A 17,441-nucleotide genomic window follows, 5' to 3' on the forward strand; every position below is an offset into this window, starting at 1 on the left:
CCCGTGGGGCCGAGGTCCCGGCCGCGGTGTCAGCCGCCGTAGACGTGCGGGGCGAGCGTGCCGACGAACGGAAGGTTCCGGTACTTCTCGGCGTAGTCGAGGCCGTAGCCGACGACGAACTCGTTGGGGATGTCGAAGCCGATCCACTTGACGTCGATGGCGACCTTCGCGGCCTCCGGCTTGCGCAGGAGGGTGCACACCTCGAGGGAGGCGGGCTCGCGGGAGCCGAGGTTCGACAGCAGCCAGGACAGGGTCAGGCCGGAGTCGATGATGTCCTCGACGATCAGGACGTGCTTGCCCTTGATGTCGGTGTCGAGGTCCTTGAGGATGCGGACGACGCCCGAGGACTGGGTGCCGGCGCCGTACGAGGAGACGGCCATCCAGTCCATGGTGACGGGGGTGGACAGGGCGCGAGCCAGATCCGCCATCACCATCACGGCGCCCTTGAGGACACCGACGATGAGCAGGTCCTTGCCCGCGTATTCCGCGTCGATCTTCGCGGCCAGCTCTGCCAGCTTGGCGTCGATCTCTTCCTTGGTGATGAGCACCGACTGGAGGTCGGTGCCCATGTCCTTCTCGTTCACCCGGGTCACTTTCGTTGCAGCGTGCGTCAGCCTTGCCGGATGACCAGTCTGCCACCCTGGCGGCGGGCTTCGACTCGGCCGGGCAGGTTGATGGCCCCCTGACCACGCCATCCGGTGATGAGCCGGTCGACTTCTTCGATGTGGCGGGCGAAGAGGGAGCCGGCGGGGGCGCCCTCGGCGATGACGGCGCGGCGCAGGACGCGGCGGCGTACGGCGGGGGGCAGCCCGAAGAGCTTGGCGCATTCGAGGGCGCCCGCCTCGTCGCGTACGGCGGTCTCGGCGTCGGCGGCCCAGGTGTCGAGGGCGTCGGCGTCGTCGCGGGAGAGCTGGGCCGTTCGGGCGAGGGCTTCGACGACGCCCTTGCCGAGGGCCTTCTCGAGGGCGGGAAGGCCCTCGTGGCGGAGCCGGGAGCGGGTGTAGGCGGGGTCGCTGTTGTGGGGGTCGTCCCAGACGGCGAGTTCCTGGGCGATGCAGGCCTTGCGGACGGTCTGGCGGTCGAGCTGGAGGAAGGGGCGCCGGTAGCGGCCGGAGGTGCCGGAGACGGCGGCCATGCCGGAGAGGGAGCGGATGCCGGAGCCGCGGGCGAGGCCGAGGAGGACGGTCTCGGCCTGGTCGTCGCGGGTGTGGCCGAGGAGGACCGCGGTGGCGCCGTGGCGCTCGGCGGCGGCGTCGAGGGCGGCGTACCGGGCGTCGCGGGCGGCGGCCTCGGGTCCGCCTTCGCGGCCGACGGTGACGGCGACGGCCTCGGAGGGGGTGAGGCCGAGGGCGGTCATGCGTCCGGCGACCTCGGCGGCCCGGGTCTCGGAGCCGTCCTGGAGGCCGTGGTCGACGGTGATGCCACCGGCGCGCACGGGGAGTTTGCGGGCCTCGAAGGCGAGGGCGGAGGCGAGTGCCATGGAGTCGGCGCCTCCGGAGCAGGCGACGAGCACCAGCGGTTCGTCGCCGGTGGCGTGGCCGGTGGTGTGGTCGGTGATGACGTCGTGGAGTACGCGGCGGACCGCCAGGCGTATCGCCGCGACCGCAGGATGGGGACCCATGTCCGGTTCCCTTCGTGATGGGGGTGGGGTGCCTCGGTCGGAGTCTTAACGGTCGGAAAGGGGGGTTCGGTCACTCAGAGTGCGTCGATGGTGACAGAAACCCGGCCGTTACCCGAGCATTGCACGCCTCACCCCATGCCCAGGGTCCCTCGGATGGGTGATTGGTGGGGTGTTCTGACGTGTTCCGGTGTCGTGTGCCGCTCCTGTCTCAGGAGTCTGCCTTACGGTGCGCCCTCTCTCAGGAGTCCGCCTTGCGGTGCACCCTCGCGATCCAGTCGGCGGGGGCGGCGATCTCGGTCTTGGTGGGGAGCGTGTTGGGCGAGGTCCAGATCCGGTTGAAGCCGTCCATGCCGACCTGGTCGACGACGGCGCGGACGAAGCGCTCGCCGTCGCGGTACTGGCGGAGTTTGGCGTCGAGGCCGAGGAGCCTGCGCAGGGCGAGGTCGAGGCGGGAGGCGCCGCGGGCGCGGCGGGCCTGGAACTTCTCGCGGATCTCGGCGACGGAGGGGACGACCTGGGGTCCGACGCCGTCCATGACGTAGTCGGCGTGGCCTTCGAGGAGCGACATGACGGCGGTGAGGCGGCCGAGGATCTCGCGCTGTTCGGGGGTCTGGACGAGTTCGACGAGGGAGGGGGCGGGTTCGCCCTCCTCGCCTTCGGGGCGGCCGCCGGCGAGGGTCTGGGCGGCTTCGCGGAGGCGTTCGACGACCGTGCCGGGGTCGACGTCGGTGGCGGCGAGGAACGACTGGATCTCGCCCTGGAGGTGGTCGCGGAGCCAGGGGACGGCGGTGAACTGGGTGCGGTGGGTCTCCTCGTGGAGGCAGACCCAGAGCCGGAAGTCGTGCGGGGAGACTTCGAGTTCGCGTTCGACGTGGACGATGTTGGGGGCGACGAGGAGGAGGCGTCCGCCGCCGTTCGCCCCGGCGGGGAGGTCGCGGGTGGCGGGGGCGAAGGTCTCGTACTGGCCGAGGATGCGGGAGGCGAGGAACGAGAGCAGCATGCCGAGTTCGACGCCGGTGACCTTGCCGCCGAAGGCGCCGAGGACGGCGCTGCCGGCGTTGCCGGAACGGCGTTCCTGCATCTTGCCGAGGAGGGGGGTGAGGAGTTCGCGGAAGCCGGCGACGTTGGCCTTGATCCAGCCGGCGCGGTCGACGACGAGGACGGGGGTGTCGTGCGGTTCGGCGCCCTCGGGGATCATCCGGGTGTAGGTGCGGACGTGTTCCTCGGAGGCCTTGGCGTGTCTGCGGAGTTCGGCGACGACCTCGCGGGCCTCGTCGCTGCTGACTTCGGGTCCGGGCCGCACGAGGCGGGTCGCGGTCGCGACCGCGAGGTTCCAGTCGACCATCCCGGATGTGCCTGCGCCACCGATGCTCGTCATGCGTCAACCGTACGGGCTCGGCGCCTGTTCGGTGAGGGTTCGAAGGGGGGCGCGTGTGATCACTTCCGGCCCGCGAGGGCGGCGGAGAGCCGGTCGAGGGCGGGCTGCGCCTCGTACGGGGAGAGGGTGCGGCCGGCGAGGAACGCGAAGGCGAGGAGGCGTCCGTCGGGGGTGACGACGGTGCCGGCGAGGGTGTTGACGCCCGTGAGGGTGCCGGTCTTGGCGCGGATGAGGCCGAGTCCTGCGGGGGCGGTGTCGTAGCGGTTGGCGAGGGTGCCGGTGAAGCCGCCGACGGGGAGTCCGGTGAGGAGGGGGCGCAGGGCGGGCCGGGCGGGGTCGGCCGCTCGGGTGAGGAGTCCGGTGAGGAGGGCGGCGGAGACGCGGTCGCGGCGGTCGAGTCCGCTGCCGTCGGCGAAGCGGGCGCCGGCGACGGGGGCGCCGAGCCGGGTGAGTTCGTCGCGTACGGCCTTCTCGGCGCCCTGGAAGCTCGCGGGCTGCTTGCGGGCGAGGGCGGTCTGCCGGGCGAGGGCCTCGGCGAGGTCGTTGTCGCTGTTCGTGAGGGTGCGCTCGACGAGGTCGGCGAGGGGGTCGGAGTACGTGCGGGCGAGGGGGGCGGCCTGGGGGGTGCGGCCGGGTGCGGGGGCGCCGGTGATCTTGATTCCGGCCCGGGTGAGGAGGTCCGCGAAGGCGGTGGCGGTGTCGAGGGCCGGGTCGGCGGTGCGGGGGGCGGGTCCGCTGCGGCTGTCGTCGAGGCGTCCTTCGCGGGTCATGAGGGCGACGACGGGGGCGATGTTGTCGTTGGGGCCGATGGGGTGGAGGGCGGGGCCCCGGTAGAGGCTCGTGTCGTAGGCGAGGCGTACGGAGGTGTGGCCGCGGGCCTTGAGGGCGCGGGCGGTGTCGGCGGCGAGGGCCCCCAGGCGGGCGGGGTCGAGCGTGGGGTCGCCGCCGCCGGTGAGGGTGACGCCGGTGCCGTCGGGGGTGGCCGTGACGGTGGTGGGGATGCGGTGGTCGGGGCCGAGGGCGGAGAGCGCGGCCGCGGTGGTGGCGATCTTGACGGTGGAGGCGGGGGTCATGGGGGTGCCGGCGCCCTCGCCGTACAGCTGCTTCCCGGTGGCGGTGTCGACGACGGAGGCGGTACGGAGCGGGCCGAGGCCGGGGTCGGCGAGGAGCGGCACGAGGACGGCGGCGAGGTCGGCGGGGCGTGCGGCGGGGGCCGGGGCGTGCAGGGCGGTGAGGACGCCGGGGGCGCTGGGGGCGGGCGCGGGGCGGCGGGGCGCGGCGGGGGCCGGGGGCGGGGCGTGACGTGTGCCACCCGCCGCGGGGGCGGCGGCGCGGGCCCGCTCGGCCGTACGCTGGCCTCCGTCCCATGGTCCGGCCGCGGTCACCGCGGCGGCGGCCAGGACGAGACCGAGGGCGGCGGAGCCCGCCGTGAACTGCCACGTCCTCGGCTCCGGCATTGCTGACCAGCCCCTTTCGCGATCACACACGTGCGTGAGGGACACTTAATCACCGCGCGTCGTCGCGAGCATTCACTTGTGTTGATTCAGGAGGAGCCACCCGTGGAGTTCGACGTTCTCATCGAGATCCCGAAGGGATCGCGGAACAAGTACGAGGTCGACCACGAGACCGGTCGCATCCGCCTGGACCGTCGCCTCTTCACGTCGACGGCCTACCCGACCGACTACGGCTACGTCGAGAACACCCTCGGCGAGGACGGCGACCCGCTGGACGCGCTCGTCATCCTCGACGAGCCCACGTTCCCGGGCTGCCTGATCAAGTGCCGCGTCATCGGCATGTTCCGCATGACGGACGAGGCCGGCGGCGACGACAAGCTGCTGTGCGTGCCGGCGACGGACCCGCGCATGGAGCACCTGCGGGACATCCACCACGTGGCCGAGTTCGACCGCCTGGAGATCCAGCACTTCTTCGAGGTCTACAAGGACCTGGAGCCGGGCAAGTCGGTCGAGGGCGCCGACTGGGTCGGCCGCGCCGAGGCCGAGGAAGAGATCCAGAAGTCGTACGCGCGCTTCAAGGAGCAGGGCGGCCACTGAGCCCGTTCTCGCGGTCGTGTGAAGGCGGTGCACCTCTTGGGGTGCACCGCCTTTCGTACATCCGTCGCACCTTCATACTGGAATCCAGGATTCCCCGGGGATGAGGCGGAGAGAGTGGTGGCGGAGCCGGAGGACGGTGCTCCTGAGGACCGGAAGCCGCAGTCGGACGAGGCGCGGAGCGCGTTCGTCCCGCCGGCGGGGGTGGAGCAGCCCGCGCCGCCCGAGGAGGACCATCCGACCTCCGAGTTCGCCCTTCCGCCGGGCCTGACGCCGGAGCCGCCGCCGGAGCCCGAGGGTTCCGCGTTCGCCCCGCCGGCCACGTACTCGACGAAGGACTCGCCGCCCGCCTTCACCCCGGCGTACGGGGTGTCGCTGGTGCGGCTCCCGCAGGACGCGCCGTGGCAGGACCGGATGCGGACGATGCTGCGGCTGCCGGTGGGTGAGCGGCCGGTGCCGGAGGCGGCGCGCAAGGAGGACGAGCCCGGGCCCTCGGTGCCGCGCGTGCTCGACCTGACCCTGCGCATCGGCGAGCTGCTGCTCGCGGGCGGTGAGGGCGCGGAGGACGTCGAGGCGGCGATGTTCGCGATCTGCCGCTCGTACGGTCTGGACCGGGTCGAGCCGACGGTCACCTTCACCCTGCTGTCCGTCACCTACCAGCCCTCGCTCGTGGACGACCCGATCACGGCGAACCGGACGGTGCGCCGCCGGGGCACGGACTACACGCGGCTCGCGGCCGTGTACCAGCTGCTTTCGGACATCAACGCGCAGGCGCACGAGGTGACGCCCGAGGAGGCGTACCGGCGGCTCGCGGAGATCCGGCGGAACCGGCACCCGTACCCGGGCTGGGTCCTGACGGCGGCGGCGGGCGTCCTGGCCGGTGCGGCCTCGGTGCTCCTCGGCGGCGGTGCCACGGTCTTCTTCGTGGCGGCGCTCGGCGCGATCCTCGGCGACCGGCTCGCGTGGCTGTTCGCGGGGCGCGGGATGCCGGAGTTCTACCAGTTCCTGGTGGCGGCGATGCCGCCGGCGGCGATGGGGGTGCTCCTGACGCTGCTGCACGCGGACCTGCGTCCGTCGGCGGTGATCACCGGTGGCCTGTTCGCGCTGATCCCGGGGCGGGCGCTCGTCGCGGCCGTGCAGGACGGGCTGACCGGTTTCTACATCACGGCCTCGGCCCGGCTCCTGGAGGTCGCGTACTTCTTCGTCGCGATCGTGGTCGGCGTGCTGTCGGTGCTGTACATCGCGGTGCAGTTCCACGCGGAGCTGAACCCGGAGGGGGTGCTGCGGCCGGTGGAGCGGCCGGTCGTGCAGATCCTGGCGTCGATGGTGCTGTGCGCGACCTTCGCGATCCTGCTGCAGCAGTCGCGGCCGACGGTGCTGTTCGCGACGCTCAACGGCGGGGTGGCGTGGGTGGTCTACGCGTCGATCTCGGTGACCGCCGGGGGCTCGGCGGTGATGGCGACGGCGGTGGCGGCCGGTCTGGTGGGCCTCTTCGGGCAGCTGATCGCCCGCTACCACCACACCTCGTCGCTGCCGTACGTGACGGCGGCGATCGGGCCGCTGCTGCCCGGTTCCGCGACGTACTTCGGGGTGCTCGCGATCGCCCAGAACAATCTGGACCAGGGCTTCGCCTCGCTGGCGAAGGCGGCGGCGCTGGCCCTGGCGATCGCGATCGGCGTGAACCTGGGGAGCGAGCTGGCCCGCCTCTTCATGCAGGCCCCGGGCGCGGCGGCGGCCCGCCGCGCCGCGAAGCGGACGAGGGGCTTCTAAGCCCTGATCCGAAAGACAGGCCCTAGCGCTTGGCGTGGCGGCCGCGGGGAGCCTGCGGGTTCGGGACGCCGGGGGCGTCGTGGTCGCTGTGCGGCGGGTTCTTCTTCGCCTGGGAACGGGCCCGGAGGAGCTCGATCGCGACCGGGATCACGGAGATCAGGACGATCCCGACGAGGATCATCTCGATGTGCTTGTGGACGAACTCGACGTTGCCGAGGGAGGCGCCGAGGAGGGTCACGCCCGCGCCCCACAGCAGGCCGCCGATGAGGTTGAAGACGAGGAACGAGCGGTAGCTCATCCTGCTCACGCCCGCGATGATCGGCGTGAACGTCCGGACGATGGGGACGAAGCGGGCCAGGACGAGCGACTTCGGGCCGTGCTTCTCGAAGAACTCGTGCGCCTTCTCGACGTTCTCCTGCTTGAACAGCTTGGAGTCGGGGCGCGTGAAGAGGGCCGGGCCGACCTTGCGGCCGAAGAGGTAGCCGGCCTGGTCGCCGAGGACGGCGGCGGCCACCACCAGGGTGCACACCAGCCACAGCGGCTTGTCCATCTTGCCGGTGGTGACGAGCAGGCCGGTGGTGAAGAGCAGCGAGTCGCCGGGCAGGAAGAACCCGATGAGGAGGCCGGACTCGGCGAAGACGATGACCAGGACCCCGATCAGACCAAAGGTCCCGATCAGATAGTCCGGATCCAGCCAGCTCGGTCCGAGGGCAAGCGTGTTCACGGGTTCCGGGCTCCTGCGGTCGGTGGGGGCTTGGGGGACGACTGGCCCCAAGCTATCAACGCGGGCCGGAGGCGCCCGGTTCCACCCGGCCCCCACGGGATGCGGGCCCGGCCCGCCGGCCCGAGGCTTGGGGGTCAGGAGGTGCATGCCGATGGGCATCGACGAGTACGGGGGCGGCCAGGGGCCGCACCCCGACGTGCTGGTCGTGACGACGAACGACGTGCCGGGCTACGAGGTCCGGCAGGTGATCGGTGAGGTCTTCGGGCTCACCGTCCGCTCCCGCCACCTGGGCAGCCAGATCGGCGCGGGCCTGAAGTCGATGATCGGCGGCGAGCTGAAGGGTCTGACGAAGACCCTGGTGCAGACCCGCAACCAGGCGATGGAGCGGCTGGTGGAGCAGGCCAAGGCGCGCGGCGCGAACGCCGTGCTGATGTTCCGCTTCGACGTGACGGAAGCGGCGGACGTCGGCACGGAGGTGTGCGCGTACGGCACGGCGGTGGTGATCGGGCCGCGCGCCTGAGGCCGCTCTGCCGGGCCCTCGGTCAGGGCCGTACTCCTGAGGCTGCTTCTGCCGGGCCCTCGGTCAGGGCCGTACGCCCGAGGCTGCTTCTGCCGGACCCTCGGTCAGGGCCGTACGCCCGAGGCTGCTTCGGCCGGGCCTTTCGTCGGGTCGCCCGGCGTCAGGCCGCCTGTCGTGCGGCGTTCGCCCGGATGGCCTCCCTCAGGTGCTCGGGGAGGCCCGGGTGGATCGACTCGTAGAACGCGTGGAAGTTCTCGTCGGCGACGTACATCTCGGCGAGCTCCACGTGGGTCCTCGGGTGGCACTCGAAGAACCAGGCGGTGAGGTGGCGGCGGTGGGCCTCGGCGAGGTCCATCGCCTCCTCGGACCCCGGCTCCGCGCCCCCGGCCATCAGGGCGGCGTAGGCGGCGCCCCAGGCGTCCACCTCGTCCTTCATCCGCTGCCACTCCTCCTTGCCGTACCCGGCGGCACGCGCCCGGGCCTGCTCGTGGGAGTGGGAGCCGCCCCAGCGGCGGGCGGTCTCCTCCGCGTATCGCTCGGGGTCCTTCTCCCCGAAGACCTCGAACTTCTCCTCGGGCGTGAGGTTGATGCCCATCTTCTTCGCCTCCATGGCGTGCTCGACGGCCGCCGCCATCCTCGTGAGCTCCCCGATCCGCTCGGTCAGCAGCGCGTGCTGCCGCCGCAGGTGCTCCTGCGGGTCGGCGCCCGGGTCGTCGAGGAGGACGGCGACCTCTTCGAGGGGGAAGCCGAGCTCCCGGTAGAACAGGATCTGCTGGAGCCGGTCGAGGTCCGCGTCGTCGTAACGGCGGTGACCCGCCGTGCTGCGGCCGCCCGGCGAGAGCAGCCCGATCGCGTCGTAGTGGTGCAGGGTGCGCACCGTGACCCCGGCGAAGCCGGCCACCTGTCCCACGGAGTAGCCCATCGGCCGTCCGCCCCTTCTCTGTCGGTACGCCGTTCAGCCTGGGTCCTGACGCGACGTGAGGTGCAAGTCCCGTCCCTGGCACCACTCGGGATGTTGCGTCCGTTTTGCTCACATATGGTGGGGCGGTGGCCACCGATCATGCTCCGTCTCCCGCCGCTCCCGTGGAGGCGTCCGCCCGGCTCCTGCTCCCCCAGATCCTCCCCGCGCTCCTCGTCGGCGTGGGGGCGAGCCTGCTGTTCCTCGGGATCAGCACCCTCGCCGAGGAGTTCCAGCACGTGCTCTGGAACGACCTGCCGGACGCGCTCGGCATCGGGAACTACTCCTCCCTCTGGATGATCATCATGCTCACGGCGACAGGCGTCGCCGTGGGCCTCGTCATCTGGAAGGTGCCCGGACACGCCGGACCCGACCCGGCCTCCGAGGGGCTCGGCGGGGCACCGCTCGCCCCGGGCGTGGTGCCGGGACTCCTCGTCGCGAGCACCCTCTCGCTGGCCGGCGGCGTCAGCCTCGGCCCCGAGAACCCGATCATCGCCGCCAACATCGCCCTCGCCTTCTGGCTCGGCAGCAAGGTGGCCCCCGTGGTGCCCGGCGCGGCCTGGGTCGCGCTCGCCTCGGCCGGCACCATCGGCGCCCTCTTCGGCACCCCGGTGGCGGCCGCCCTCGTCCTCTCCGAGGCCCTGACCGCGCAACCGGGCCGAGGCTCCCTCTGGGACCGGCTCTTCGCCCCGCTCGTGGCGGCCGGCGCCGGCGCGACGACCACCCAGCTGCTCGCCGAGCCGAGCTTCGACGTGGGGCTCCCGCCCCTCACCGACCCCGGTTACGGCGACCTCCTCGCCGCTCTGGTCATCGCCTCCGCCGCGGCCGTCTTCGGCCTCGGCTCCTGCTACCTCTTCCCCCACGTCCACGCCGCCTTCCGGCGGCTGCGGCACCCCATGCTGATGCTGCCCCTCGGCGGCCTCCTCCTCGGCCTCCTGGGCGCCCTCGGCGGGCACCTGACCCTGTTCAAGGGCCTGGCGGAGACCAAGGACCTCGCCGCCGGGGTCGGCGGCTGGTCCTCCGGCGAGCTCGCCAAGTTCGCCGTCGTCAAACTCCTCGCCCTCGTCGTCGCCGCCTCCTGCGGCTTCCGGGGCGGCCGGATCTTCCCGGCCGTCTTCATCGGCGCCGCCTTCGGGCTGTTCGTCCAGGCCCTCGTCCCCGAGGTCCACCCGGCCGTCGCCGTCTCCTCCGCCGTCCTCGGCGTCCTGCTCGCCACCACCCGGCAGGGCTGGATCAGCCTCTTCACCGGCGCGGTCCTGGCCTCCTCCCCCGCGATGCTCGCCCTCCTCTGCCTGGCCTCGCTCCCCGCCTGGCTGATCGTCACCGGCCGCCCCCAGCTCGAACTCGACCACCAGGGCAAGGCCCTGCGCTGACCCCCTCGCCCCGAGTCGGCTACTTCCCGAGCCGCCCGAACCTCCGTACCGCCAGCGGGAAGAAGAGCACGAGGAGCACCAGCGGCCACACCACCGCCGCCGTGACGTGCCCCGGCTCGCCGCCCGGGTTGCCGAAGAGCTCGCGCACCGCCGTCGCGGTCGCCGACATCGGGTTCCACTCCACGACCGTCCCGAGCCAGCCCGGCATCGAGTCCGGCGAGGCGAAGGCGTTGGAGAGGAAGCCGACCGGCCAGACCAGGATCTGCACGGCCTGCACCAGCTCCGCCCGCCCCGCGACCAGGGCCAGGAAGATCCCGATCCACAGCATCGCGAAGCGCAGCAGGAGCAGCAGTCCGAGCGCCCCGAGGGCCGCCCCGGCGCCGCCCTCGGCCCGCCAGCCGATCGCGTACCCCACGCCGACCATCACCAGGAGCCCCAGCGCCGACTGGAGCATGTCGGCGGCCGCCCTTCCCACGAGCACGGCCCCGTCGGTCATCGGCATGGACCGGAAGCGGTCGATCACGCCCTTGTCCAGGTCCCGCGTCACCGCCGTCATCGTGCCTTCGAGGCCGAAGACCATGGTCAGGGTGAGCATCCCGGGCACCAGGTAGTCGACGTAGTCGCCGTCGACGGTCCGCCCGCCGCCGACCAGATAGCCGAACATCAGCAGCAGCATCACCGGGAAGACGAGCCCGACCAGGACCTGCACCGGTTGCCGCGCCCAGTGGGCGAGTTCGCGCCGGGTCATGGTCCAGCAGTCGCTCACCGCGTACGCCGCGCTCATGCCGCGACCTCCTTCGCCTGCGCATGCGCCGTCAGATGCAGGAACACCTCGTCGAGCGTCGGCCGCCGCAGGGCGATGTCCTCCGCCTCGATCCCGGCCGCGTCGAGCGCCCGTACGGTCTCGGCGAGCGTGCCCATCCGGTCCGTCACCGGAGCGCTGAGCCGCCGCGCGTCGGGGTCCACGCCGACCTCCGCGCGCGGCACGGGCAGCAGCCCGGCCGCCTCGTCCAGCCGGGCCGCGTCCCGGACGACCACGTCGATGCGGTCGGCGCCCACGCGCGCCTTGAGCGCGTCGGGCGTGCCGTCGGCGACGACCCTTCCCCGGTCCACGACCGAGATCCGATCGGCGAGCCGGTCGGCCTCCTCCAGGTACTGCGTGGTGAGCAGGACGGTCGTGCCCCCGCCGACCAGGGAACGCACCGAGTCCCAGACCTCCATGCGCCCGCGTGGGTCGAGTCCGGTGGTCGGCTCGTCGAGGAAGAGCACCTCCGGCTCGGTGATCAGCGAGGCGGCCAGGTCGAGCCGCCGTCGCATGCCGCCGCTGTACTGCCGGACGGGCTTGCGGCCGGTGTCCCCGAGGCCGAAGCGCTCCAGGAGCTCGTCGGCCCGGGTGCCGGCGCGCCGGGCGCCCAGGTGGTGGAGCCTGCCGAACATCTCCAGGTTCTGCCGGCCGCCCAGCTCCTCGTCGAGGGCGGCGTGCTGGCCGAGCAGCCCGATCCGCCGCCGCACCTCCCGGGCCCCGGTCCGTACGTCGTGGCCCGCGACCCGCACCAGGCCCTCGTCGTGCCGCAGCAGGGTGGCCAGGATCCGTACGGTCGTGGTCTTGCCCGCTCCGTTGGGGCCCAGCAGGCCGTGGACGGTGCCCCGCCCGACGGCGAGGTCGAGCCCGTCCAGGGCGTCCTTCTCCCCGTACCGCTTCCGCGCGCCCTCCACGAGGACAGCCTCCGATGTCATCCGTCTCCTCCCGAAAAACCCATAGTCAAGTTTGACTAGCAGTCGACGACAGGGGACGGTATGCCCTTCCGGGGAATTAATCAAACTTGATTAGCTCGCCGATCAGCTCGCGTACGGGTTCTCCTGGCCCTCCGCGAGGACCCCCACGAAGGGGTCGCCCTCGCCCGCGAACACGTACGCCCCGCCCTCGATCCGCTCGATCAGGCCGAGCGTCCACTCCTTGCCCGCGTCCGCCGAGTGGACCCACATGTGCATGATCTCGCCGATGTGCCCGAGCTGCTCCGGGCCGCCCTCCGGCGTGTAGTACTCCGTGACCGCCGCCCGCCACTCGTCGAGCGCCGCCACCCGCCGGCGCAGCAGCTCCGCGGCCTCCGCGCGGGGCAGGTCCACCATGAAGCCGATCGCCGCCGACAGGACGTCCGTCTTCTGGTCGTACGTGGTCAGCGCCTCGCGCAGCAGCGCGAAGTACTCCTCCGTACCGGCCTCCGTCAGTTCGTACTCGACGCGCGGCGGCCCGCCCACGGCGCTCGGCGCGACCTCGTGCGCGTGCAGCAGCCCCTGCTTCGCCATCTGCTTCAGTGCGTGGTAGATCGAGCCGGGCTTGGCGTGGGACCACTCGTGCGCGCCCCAGTACTCCAGGTCGTTGCGCACCTGGTAGCCGTGGGCGCGGCCGTGCTGCTTGACCGCGCCCAGGACGAGAAGTCGGATCGCTGACATGCCCCGATGTTAGGCAGCCTTGATTAAGCGGGGGCGTTCTGCCCCGCGTTCTCCTCGGCGATCAGGTCGAAGGAGCCCTTGCCGTCCAGGGACTCGCGGACGATGTCCGCGTGGCCGGCGTGCCGGCCCATCTCCTGGACCAGGTGCAGCAGCATCCAGCGGACCGAGACCCGCCCGTCCTTCGGGAACCAGGGCGCGGGCGGCAGCGGGAAGGTGTCGTCCAGGCTCGGCACGGAGCGGACGAACACCTCGGTCTGCTTCGCCACGTCCTCCCAGAACGCGAGGACCTCGGGGATCGACTCCCCGTCCACGAGACGGAAGGCCTCGCCCCAGGTCTCCTCCGTGCGCTGCCGCTCGTTCGGCTGCTCCTGGGCCAGCCGCAGCCAGTTCAGCTCCACCTCGGCGACGTGCTTGACCAGCCCGGAGAGGCTGAGTTCGCTGGCGCTGGGGCGGCTCGCCGCCTGCTCCTCGGTGAGTCCGAGGAGCGAGCGGCGGAGCGCGGCGCGCTGGGCCTCGACGAAGTTGAGGAACGCACCGCGCTCGTCGCCGGGGGCCTCCGCGGGAACAAGGGCAACCATGGTGTCCGCCTTACGTAGCTGTGGCTTCTTTCGACAACCACCACGCTACGGAGACTTGCGGACAGATACTGTCCTAGAAGGGGAACCGGCTCCGGCCGTGCTGGATCGAGATCCACTTCTGGGTGGTGAAGGACTCCACCATCGCGTCGCCGTTGAGCCGTCCCACGCCGGAGTGCTTCTCGCCGCCGAAGGGCACGATCGGCTCGTCGTGCACGGTGCCGTCGTTGATGTGGATCATGCCGGTGTGGATGCGCTTGGCGACCCGTACGCCCCGCTCGACGTCCCCGGTGTGGACGGCGCCACTGAGCCCGTACGGGGTGTCGTTGGCGATCCGTACGGCCTCCTCCTCGCCGTCGAAGGGGATGACCAGCGCGACCGGGCCGAAGATCTCCTGGCTCAGGACCGGGGCGTCGGCGGCGATGCCGGTGAGGACGGACGGGGAGACGAGGTTGCCCTCGACCGTGCCGTGCAGCAGCGCCGTCGCGCCGGCCGCCACCGTCTGGTCGACGACCGCGGCGACGGACTCCGCCTGCTGGGAGTTGATGAGGGGACCGATGTGGGTGGCGGGGTCGGCCGGGTCGCCGACGCGCAGGGTCTTCACCTTCGCCACGAACTTCTCGGTGAACTCCTCCTCCAGGGTGCGGTCCACCAGGATGCGGTTGGCCGCCATGCAGACCTGGCCCTGGTGCACGAAGCGGCTGAAGACGGCCGCGTCCACCGCGTAGTCGACGTCGGCGTCGTCGAGGACGATCAGGGCGCTGTTGCCGCCGAGTTCGAGGACGGCGTGCTTGAAGTTCTGCGCGCAGACCGTGGCGACGTGGCGGCCGACCTTGTCGGAGCCGGTGAAGGAGATGACCTTCGGGACCGGGTGGGTCAGGAGCGCGTCGCCGATCTCGGCGATGTCGGTGACGACGACGTTCAGCAGGCCGGCCGGCAGACCGGCCTCCTCCAGGACCTTCGCGACCAGCGTGCCGCCGCAGATCGGGGTGTTCTGGTGCGGCTTGAGGACGACGGCGTTGCCGAGCGCGAGCGCGGGCGCGACCGACTTGATCGAGAGGAGGAAGGGGAAGTTGAAGGGGGAGATGACGCCGACGACGCCGACCGGGACGCGGTAGACCCGGTTCTCCTTGCCGTCGACCGGCGAGGGCAGGATGCGGCCCTCGGGGCGCAGCGCCAGCTGGATCGCCTCGCGCAGGAACTCCTTGGCGAGGTGCAGCTCGAAGGCCGCCTTGAGACGGGTGCCGCCGAGCTCGGCGACGATCGTCTCGGCGATCTCCTCCTCGCGGTCCTCGACGATCCGCAGCGCGCGCTCGAAGACGAGCCGGCGCGTGTACGGGTTGGTCTCGGCCCACGCGGTCTGGGCGCGCTCGGCGGCCCGGTAGGCGCGGTCGACCTCGTCGGCGGTGGCGACGGTGATCGACGCGAGCTTCTCCCCGGTGTACGGGTTGAAGTCGATGATGTCCCACGAACCGCTGCCGGGCTTCCACTCGCCGTCGATGTACTGGTGGGCCAGGTCGGTGAAGTGCGACATGGTGGAGACCCCTCTACCCGCTACCTGCAGTGCGACTGATGTGGCGTCATCGTACTGATGTATCAGGAGAGTTGGAGGAGTCCCCGGAGGAGATCACGGCTTTCGGCCGGATCCGGACCGTCCTTCTGGAGCTTCTCCATCACCCGCTGGTACTGGGCGACCTCCTCGCGCTTGTCGAGGTAGAGGGCGCTGGTGAGCTGTTCGAGGTAGACGATGTCGGAGAGGTCGGACTCGGGGAAGCTCAGCATCGTGAAGGCGCCGCTCTCGCCGGCGTGACCGCCGAAGCTGAAGGGCATGATCTGGAGCGTGACGCCCGGGTGTTCGGAGATCTCGATGAGATGCCTCAACTGCCCCTGCATGACCGACCGGTCGCCGTAGGGGCGACGCAGCGCGGCCTCGTCGAGGACGGCGTGGAACTGCGGGGCGCGCTCGGAGACGAGGACCTTCTGGCGCTCCAGGCGCAGGGCGACCCGGCGGTCGATCTCGGCGCGCGGGGCGTCGGGCATGCCCCGGGTGACGACGGCCTGGGCGTACGCCTCGGTCTGCAACAGGCCGTGGACGAACTGCACTTCGTAGACGCGGATGAGGGAGGCGGCGCCCTCCAGGCCGATGTACGTCTGGAACCAGCCGGGCAGGACGTCGCCGAAGCTGTGCCACCAGCCGGCGACGTTGGCCTCGCGGGCGAGTCCGAGGAGCGCGCCGCGCTCGTTCTCGTCCCCGACCCCGTAGAGGGTGAGCAGATCCTCGACGTCCCTGGCCTTGAAGCTCACCCGTCCCAACTCCATACGGCTGATCTTGGATTCGGACGCGCGGATGGAATATCCGGCCGCCTCGCGGGTGATCCCGCGCGACTCGCGCAACCGCCTCAGCTGGGAGCCCAGCAGGATGCGCCGCACCACGCTCCCGCTCGCTCCGCTCGATTCGCCTGCGGTCACGGCTCTTCGCCTCCCCTTTACGGTGTCGAGCCCCCGTCGAGCCCCGGATTCTGCCATCAAACGCTTCAGCGCGTACACATTCGATTACGGAAAGGCGGCGAGTTCCGGGCATCGAGGCGCACAGTGCGGGCACATCGCGGGCACAGTGCGCGCAGATCCAGGGAAGTTCCCCTCATCGTGTGGACGACTTATGCACAGATTCGGCACGTGGCCGGACAGGTCCGGCGCGTGCACGTGCATCTGCCCTTGCATCCAGTGCACGCATTCGGAACCATGGAGCCCGCGCAGCCGCGTACTCGTTCGTGTTGTCGTGTTGTCGCACCACAGTCGCGATTCCCGGGAGTGCCTCGCATGGGGACGAATGGATCGACCGTGCTCGAGCCGTTACGGCAGGGCCTGCCGCCGATCGATCCCGGCGCCGTCTCCACCTCCGCCTCCTGCGCCCTGCCCGCCCGGTACGAAGCCGTGCGCGGGGCCCGCAAGTTCACCAGCACCACGCTCGACCGCTGGGAACTGACGGAGCGCTTCGACGACGTGGCCCTGGTCGTCTCCGAGCTCGTCACCAACGCGCTGCGTCACGCGGTGCCCGCCGACGCGCCCCAGGAGGAAGGCCAGAACCCGCCGGTCCGGCTGCACCTGATGCGCTGGGCCTCGCGCCTGGTGTGCGCCGTGCGCGACCCCAGCCGGGAGAGCCCGGAGGCGCGCGGCGGCGAGGAGGACTTCGCCGCCGAGTCGGGGCGCGGCCTGTTCCTGGTGGACTCGTTCAGCGACAGCTGGGGCTGGCACCCGCTGGCCGGCACGCTCCAGGGCAAGGTGGTGTGGGCGCTGTTCCGGATCGGACCGGAGTAGTACCCGGAGTAGTACAGGGAATGCCGGAAGGGCCCCGACGGAAACCGTCGGGGCCCTTCTCGCGTCTTCAGACCAGGTGGTCGAACTCTCCGTCCTTGACGCCCAGCAGGAGCGCTTCTATCTCCGCGGGCGTGTAGACGAGCGCGGGCCCTTCGGGGTGGCGCGAGTTGCGCACGGCGACGTCGCCCCCCGGGAGCTTGGCGAACTCCACGCAGGATCCCTGGGAGTTGCTGTGCCGGCTCTTCTGCCACACGACTCCTCGCAGCTCCGTGGCCGCCATGCCGTTGTACGCGTGATGCGCATGATGCACTGGTAGCTCCCCGAGTTGCTTGGTGCAGGTGTCAACTTCCTCGGATCATAGCTGTGTTCATATGCAGATGCAGGAGCAGATGCACGTGCACGGGGGGTGGCGTAGCGGCTACGCGACGGAGAGTTCTACTGGCGGGTTAGCCGTCCCGTTCAGCGCTTCTCGTTCAGCGCTCCTCGCGGAAGTCGACGTGCCGGCCGGCGACCGGGTCGAACTTGCGCAGGCTGAGACGGTCGGGATCGTTGCGGCGGTTCTTGCGGGTGACGTAGGTGAATCCGGTTCCAGCGGTGGAACGGAGCTTGACGACGGGGCGGAGCTCATTGCGTGCCATGCCGCGAAGGGTAAACGAAAACGAATCCCATTGCCAATAAATCTCCGGGGGTGCCCGGAGACGT

The 17,441-nt window shown here is 71.4% G+C and carries 19 protein-coding genes; 5 read left to right on the plus strand and 14 right to left on the minus strand.

Annotation, left to right across the window (positions count from 1 at the left end; translation table 11 throughout):
• Nucleotides 1-29: 29 nt before the first annotated feature.
• The 4 genes from hpt to dacB all read right to left on the minus strand — a co-directional run bounded on the left by hpt (nt 30) and on the right by dacB (nt 4,456).
• A complete protein-coding gene (gene hpt / locus SVTN_RS16945) occupies nt 30-569 on the minus strand; it encodes a hypoxanthine phosphoribosyltransferase (protein WP_030219931.1) in 540 nt (179 codons plus the stop codon).
• 41 nt (nt 570-610) lie between these two features.
• Entirely contained in the window at nt 611-1,621 is a 1,011-nt protein-coding gene (gene tilS / locus SVTN_RS16950; RefSeq protein ID WP_041129855.1) for a tRNA lysidine(34) synthetase TilS, read from the minus strand.
• Nucleotides 1,622-1,859: 238 nt separating this feature from the next.
• On the minus strand, nt 1,860-2,999 hold the full coding sequence (locus SVTN_RS16955) for a zinc-dependent metalloprotease (protein WP_041129856.1): 1,140 nt from the start codon (nt 2,997-2,999) through the stop codon (nt 1,860-1,862).
• A 59-nt stretch (nt 3,000-3,058) separates the two neighbouring features.
• Entirely contained in the window at nt 3,059-4,456 is a 1,398-nt protein-coding gene (gene dacB / locus SVTN_RS16960; RefSeq protein WP_041129857.1) for a D-alanyl-D-alanine carboxypeptidase/D-alanyl-D-alanine endopeptidase, read from the minus strand.
• A gap of 102 nt (nt 4,457-4,558) precedes the next feature.
• On the opposite strand from dacB, the gene SVTN_RS16965 reads away from it, so the two are divergent.
• Together SVTN_RS16965 and SVTN_RS16970 are read left to right on the plus strand one after the other, a co-directional pair.
• Nucleotides 4,559-5,050 carry an inorganic diphosphatase gene (locus tag SVTN_RS16965; RefSeq protein WP_041129858.1) on the plus strand — a complete coding sequence of 164 codons (492 nt, stop codon included), beginning with the start codon at nt 4,559-4,561 and terminating at the stop codon, nt 5,048-5,050.
• A gap of 114 nt (nt 5,051-5,164) precedes the next feature.
• Nucleotides 5,165-6,817 carry a threonine/serine exporter family protein gene (locus SVTN_RS16970; protein ID WP_041129859.1) on the plus strand — a complete coding sequence of 551 codons (1,653 nt, stop codon included), beginning with the start codon at nt 5,165-5,167 and terminating at the stop codon, nt 6,815-6,817.
• 22 nt (nt 6,818-6,839) lie between these two features.
• Here the strand turns inward: SVTN_RS16970 and SVTN_RS16975 are convergent, their stop codons facing one another.
• A complete protein-coding gene (locus tag SVTN_RS16975) occupies nt 6,840-7,541 on the minus strand; it encodes a DedA family protein (protein WP_041129860.1) in 702 nt (233 codons plus the stop codon).
• Nucleotides 7,542-7,692: 151 nt separating this feature from the next.
• Between SVTN_RS16975 and SVTN_RS16980 the strand changes: the two genes are divergently transcribed.
• A complete protein-coding gene (locus SVTN_RS16980; RefSeq protein ID WP_041129861.1) occupies nt 7,693-8,061 on the plus strand; it encodes a YbjQ family protein in 369 nt (122 codons plus the stop codon).
• 160 nt (nt 8,062-8,221) lie between these two features.
• On the opposite strand, the gene SVTN_RS16985 is transcribed toward SVTN_RS16980, so the two are convergent.
• The gene (locus SVTN_RS16985) at nt 8,222-8,983 is read right to left on the minus strand and encodes a MerR family transcriptional regulator (RefSeq protein ID WP_041129862.1); all 762 of its coding nucleotides are present in this window, start codon (nt 8,981-8,983) and stop codon (nt 8,222-8,224) included.
• Between the two features lie 125 nt (nt 8,984-9,108).
• Between SVTN_RS16985 and SVTN_RS16990 the strand changes: the two genes are divergently transcribed.
• Nucleotides 9,109-10,392, plus strand: coding sequence for an ion channel protein (locus tag SVTN_RS16990; protein ID WP_041129863.1), 1,284 nt, complete (start codon nt 9,109-9,111; stop codon nt 10,390-10,392).
• 19 nt (nt 10,393-10,411) lie between these two features.
• On the opposite strand, the gene SVTN_RS16995 is transcribed toward SVTN_RS16990, so the two are convergent.
• The 6 genes from SVTN_RS16995 to SVTN_RS17020 all read right to left on the minus strand — a co-directional run bounded on the left by SVTN_RS16995 (nt 10,412) and on the right by SVTN_RS17020 (nt 15,890).
• Nucleotides 10,412-11,176 (minus strand): ABC transporter permease, encoded by a 765-nt coding sequence (locus SVTN_RS16995; RefSeq protein WP_041129864.1) that lies wholly within the window; start codon nt 11,174-11,176, stop codon nt 10,412-10,414.
• Entirely contained in the window at nt 11,173-12,129 is a 957-nt protein-coding gene (locus tag SVTN_RS17000) for a daunorubicin resistance protein DrrA family ABC transporter ATP-binding protein (protein ID WP_041129865.1), read from the minus strand. The genes SVTN_RS16995 and SVTN_RS17000 overlap by 4 nt, the downstream gene beginning before the upstream one ends.
• A 102-nt stretch (nt 12,130-12,231) precedes the next feature.
• A complete protein-coding gene (locus SVTN_RS17005; RefSeq protein WP_041129866.1) occupies nt 12,232-12,846 on the minus strand; it encodes a PadR family transcriptional regulator in 615 nt (204 codons plus the stop codon).
• A gap of 23 nt (nt 12,847-12,869) precedes the next feature.
• Complete coding sequence (locus tag SVTN_RS17010; protein ID WP_041129867.1) at nt 12,870-13,424, minus strand: DinB family protein; 555 nt, start codon at nt 13,422-13,424, stop codon at nt 12,870-12,872.
• 73 nt (nt 13,425-13,497) lie between these two features.
• On the minus strand, nt 13,498-14,955 hold the full coding sequence (locus tag SVTN_RS17015) for an aldehyde dehydrogenase family protein (RefSeq protein WP_041129868.1): 1,458 nt from the start codon (nt 14,953-14,955) through the stop codon (nt 13,498-13,500).
• A gap of 62 nt (nt 14,956-15,017) precedes the next feature.
• Nucleotides 15,018-15,890, minus strand: coding sequence for a helix-turn-helix domain-containing protein (locus SVTN_RS17020; protein ID WP_078908385.1), 873 nt, complete (start codon nt 15,888-15,890; stop codon nt 15,018-15,020).
• Nucleotides 15,891-16,241: 351 nt separating this feature from the next.
• Between SVTN_RS17020 and SVTN_RS17025 the strand changes: the two genes are divergently transcribed.
• Nucleotides 16,242-16,739: an ATP-binding protein gene (locus SVTN_RS17025; protein WP_041129869.1), complete on the plus strand. Its 498-nt coding sequence runs from the start codon at nt 16,242-16,244 to the stop codon at nt 16,737-16,739.
• Nucleotides 16,740-16,806: 67 nt separating this feature from the next.
• On the opposite strand, the gene SVTN_RS17030 is transcribed toward SVTN_RS17025, so the two are convergent.
• Nucleotides 16,807-17,019 (minus strand): DUF397 domain-containing protein, encoded by a 213-nt coding sequence (locus SVTN_RS17030; protein WP_041129870.1) that lies wholly within the window; start codon nt 17,017-17,019, stop codon nt 16,807-16,809.
• Nucleotides 17,020-17,212: 193 nt separating this feature from the next.
• A complete protein-coding gene (gene rpmG, locus SVTN_RS17035; RefSeq protein WP_041129871.1) occupies nt 17,213-17,377 on the minus strand; it encodes a 50S ribosomal protein L33 in 165 nt (54 codons plus the stop codon).
• Between the last annotated feature and the right edge of the window lie 64 nt (nt 17,378-17,441).

The organism is Streptomyces vietnamensis, from assembly GCF_000830005.1.
GTDB classification, from domain to species: domain Bacteria; phylum Actinomycetota; class Actinomycetes; order Streptomycetales; family Streptomycetaceae; genus Streptomyces; species Streptomyces vietnamensis.

Bases quoted from the DNA above. Each gene is read 5' to 3' on its own strand.
- hpt (WP_030219931.1), bottom strand. From the start codon at position 569: ATGGGCACCGACCTCCAGTCGGTGCTCATCACCAAGGAAGAGATCGAC.
- tilS (WP_041129855.1), bottom strand. From the start codon at position 1,621: ATGGGTCCCCATCCTGCGGTCGCGGCGATACGCCTGGCGGTCCGCCGC.
- SVTN_RS16955 (WP_041129856.1), bottom strand. From the start codon at position 2,999: ATGACGAGCATCGGTGGCGCAGGCACATCCGGGATGGTCGACTGGAAC.
- dacB (WP_041129857.1), bottom strand. From the start codon at position 4,456: ATGCCGGAGCCGAGGACGTGGCAGTTCACGGCGGGCTCCGCCGCCCTC.
- SVTN_RS16980 (WP_041129861.1), top strand. From the start codon at position 7,693: ATGGGCATCGACGAGTACGGGGGCGGCCAGGGGCCGCACCCCGACGTG.
- SVTN_RS16985 (WP_041129862.1), bottom strand. From the start codon at position 8,983: ATGGGCTACTCCGTGGGACAGGTGGCCGGCTTCGCCGGGGTCACGGTG.
- SVTN_RS16995 (WP_041129864.1), bottom strand. From the start codon at position 11,176: ATGAGCGCGGCGTACGCGGTGAGCGACTGCTGGACCATGACCCGGCGC.
- SVTN_RS17000 (WP_041129865.1), bottom strand. From the start codon at position 12,129: ATGACATCGGAGGCTGTCCTCGTGGAGGGCGCGCGGAAGCGGTACGGG.
- SVTN_RS17005 (WP_041129866.1), bottom strand. From the start codon at position 12,846: ATGTCAGCGATCCGACTTCTCGTCCTGGGCGCGGTCAAGCAGCACGGC.
- SVTN_RS17010 (WP_041129867.1), bottom strand. From the start codon at position 13,424: ATGGTTGCCCTTGTTCCCGCGGAGGCCCCCGGCGACGAGCGCGGTGCG.
- SVTN_RS17015 (WP_041129868.1), bottom strand. From the start codon at position 14,955: ATGTCGCACTTCACCGACCTGGCCCACCAGTACATCGACGGCGAGTGG.
- SVTN_RS17025 (WP_041129869.1), top strand. From the start codon at position 16,242: ATGGGGACGAATGGATCGACCGTGCTCGAGCCGTTACGGCAGGGCCTG.
- SVTN_RS17030 (WP_041129870.1), bottom strand. From the start codon at position 17,019: ATGGCGGCCACGGAGCTGCGAGGAGTCGTGTGGCAGAAGAGCCGGCAC.
- rpmG (WP_041129871.1), bottom strand. From the start codon at position 17,377: ATGGCACGCAATGAGCTCCGCCCCGTCGTCAAGCTCCGTTCCACCGCT.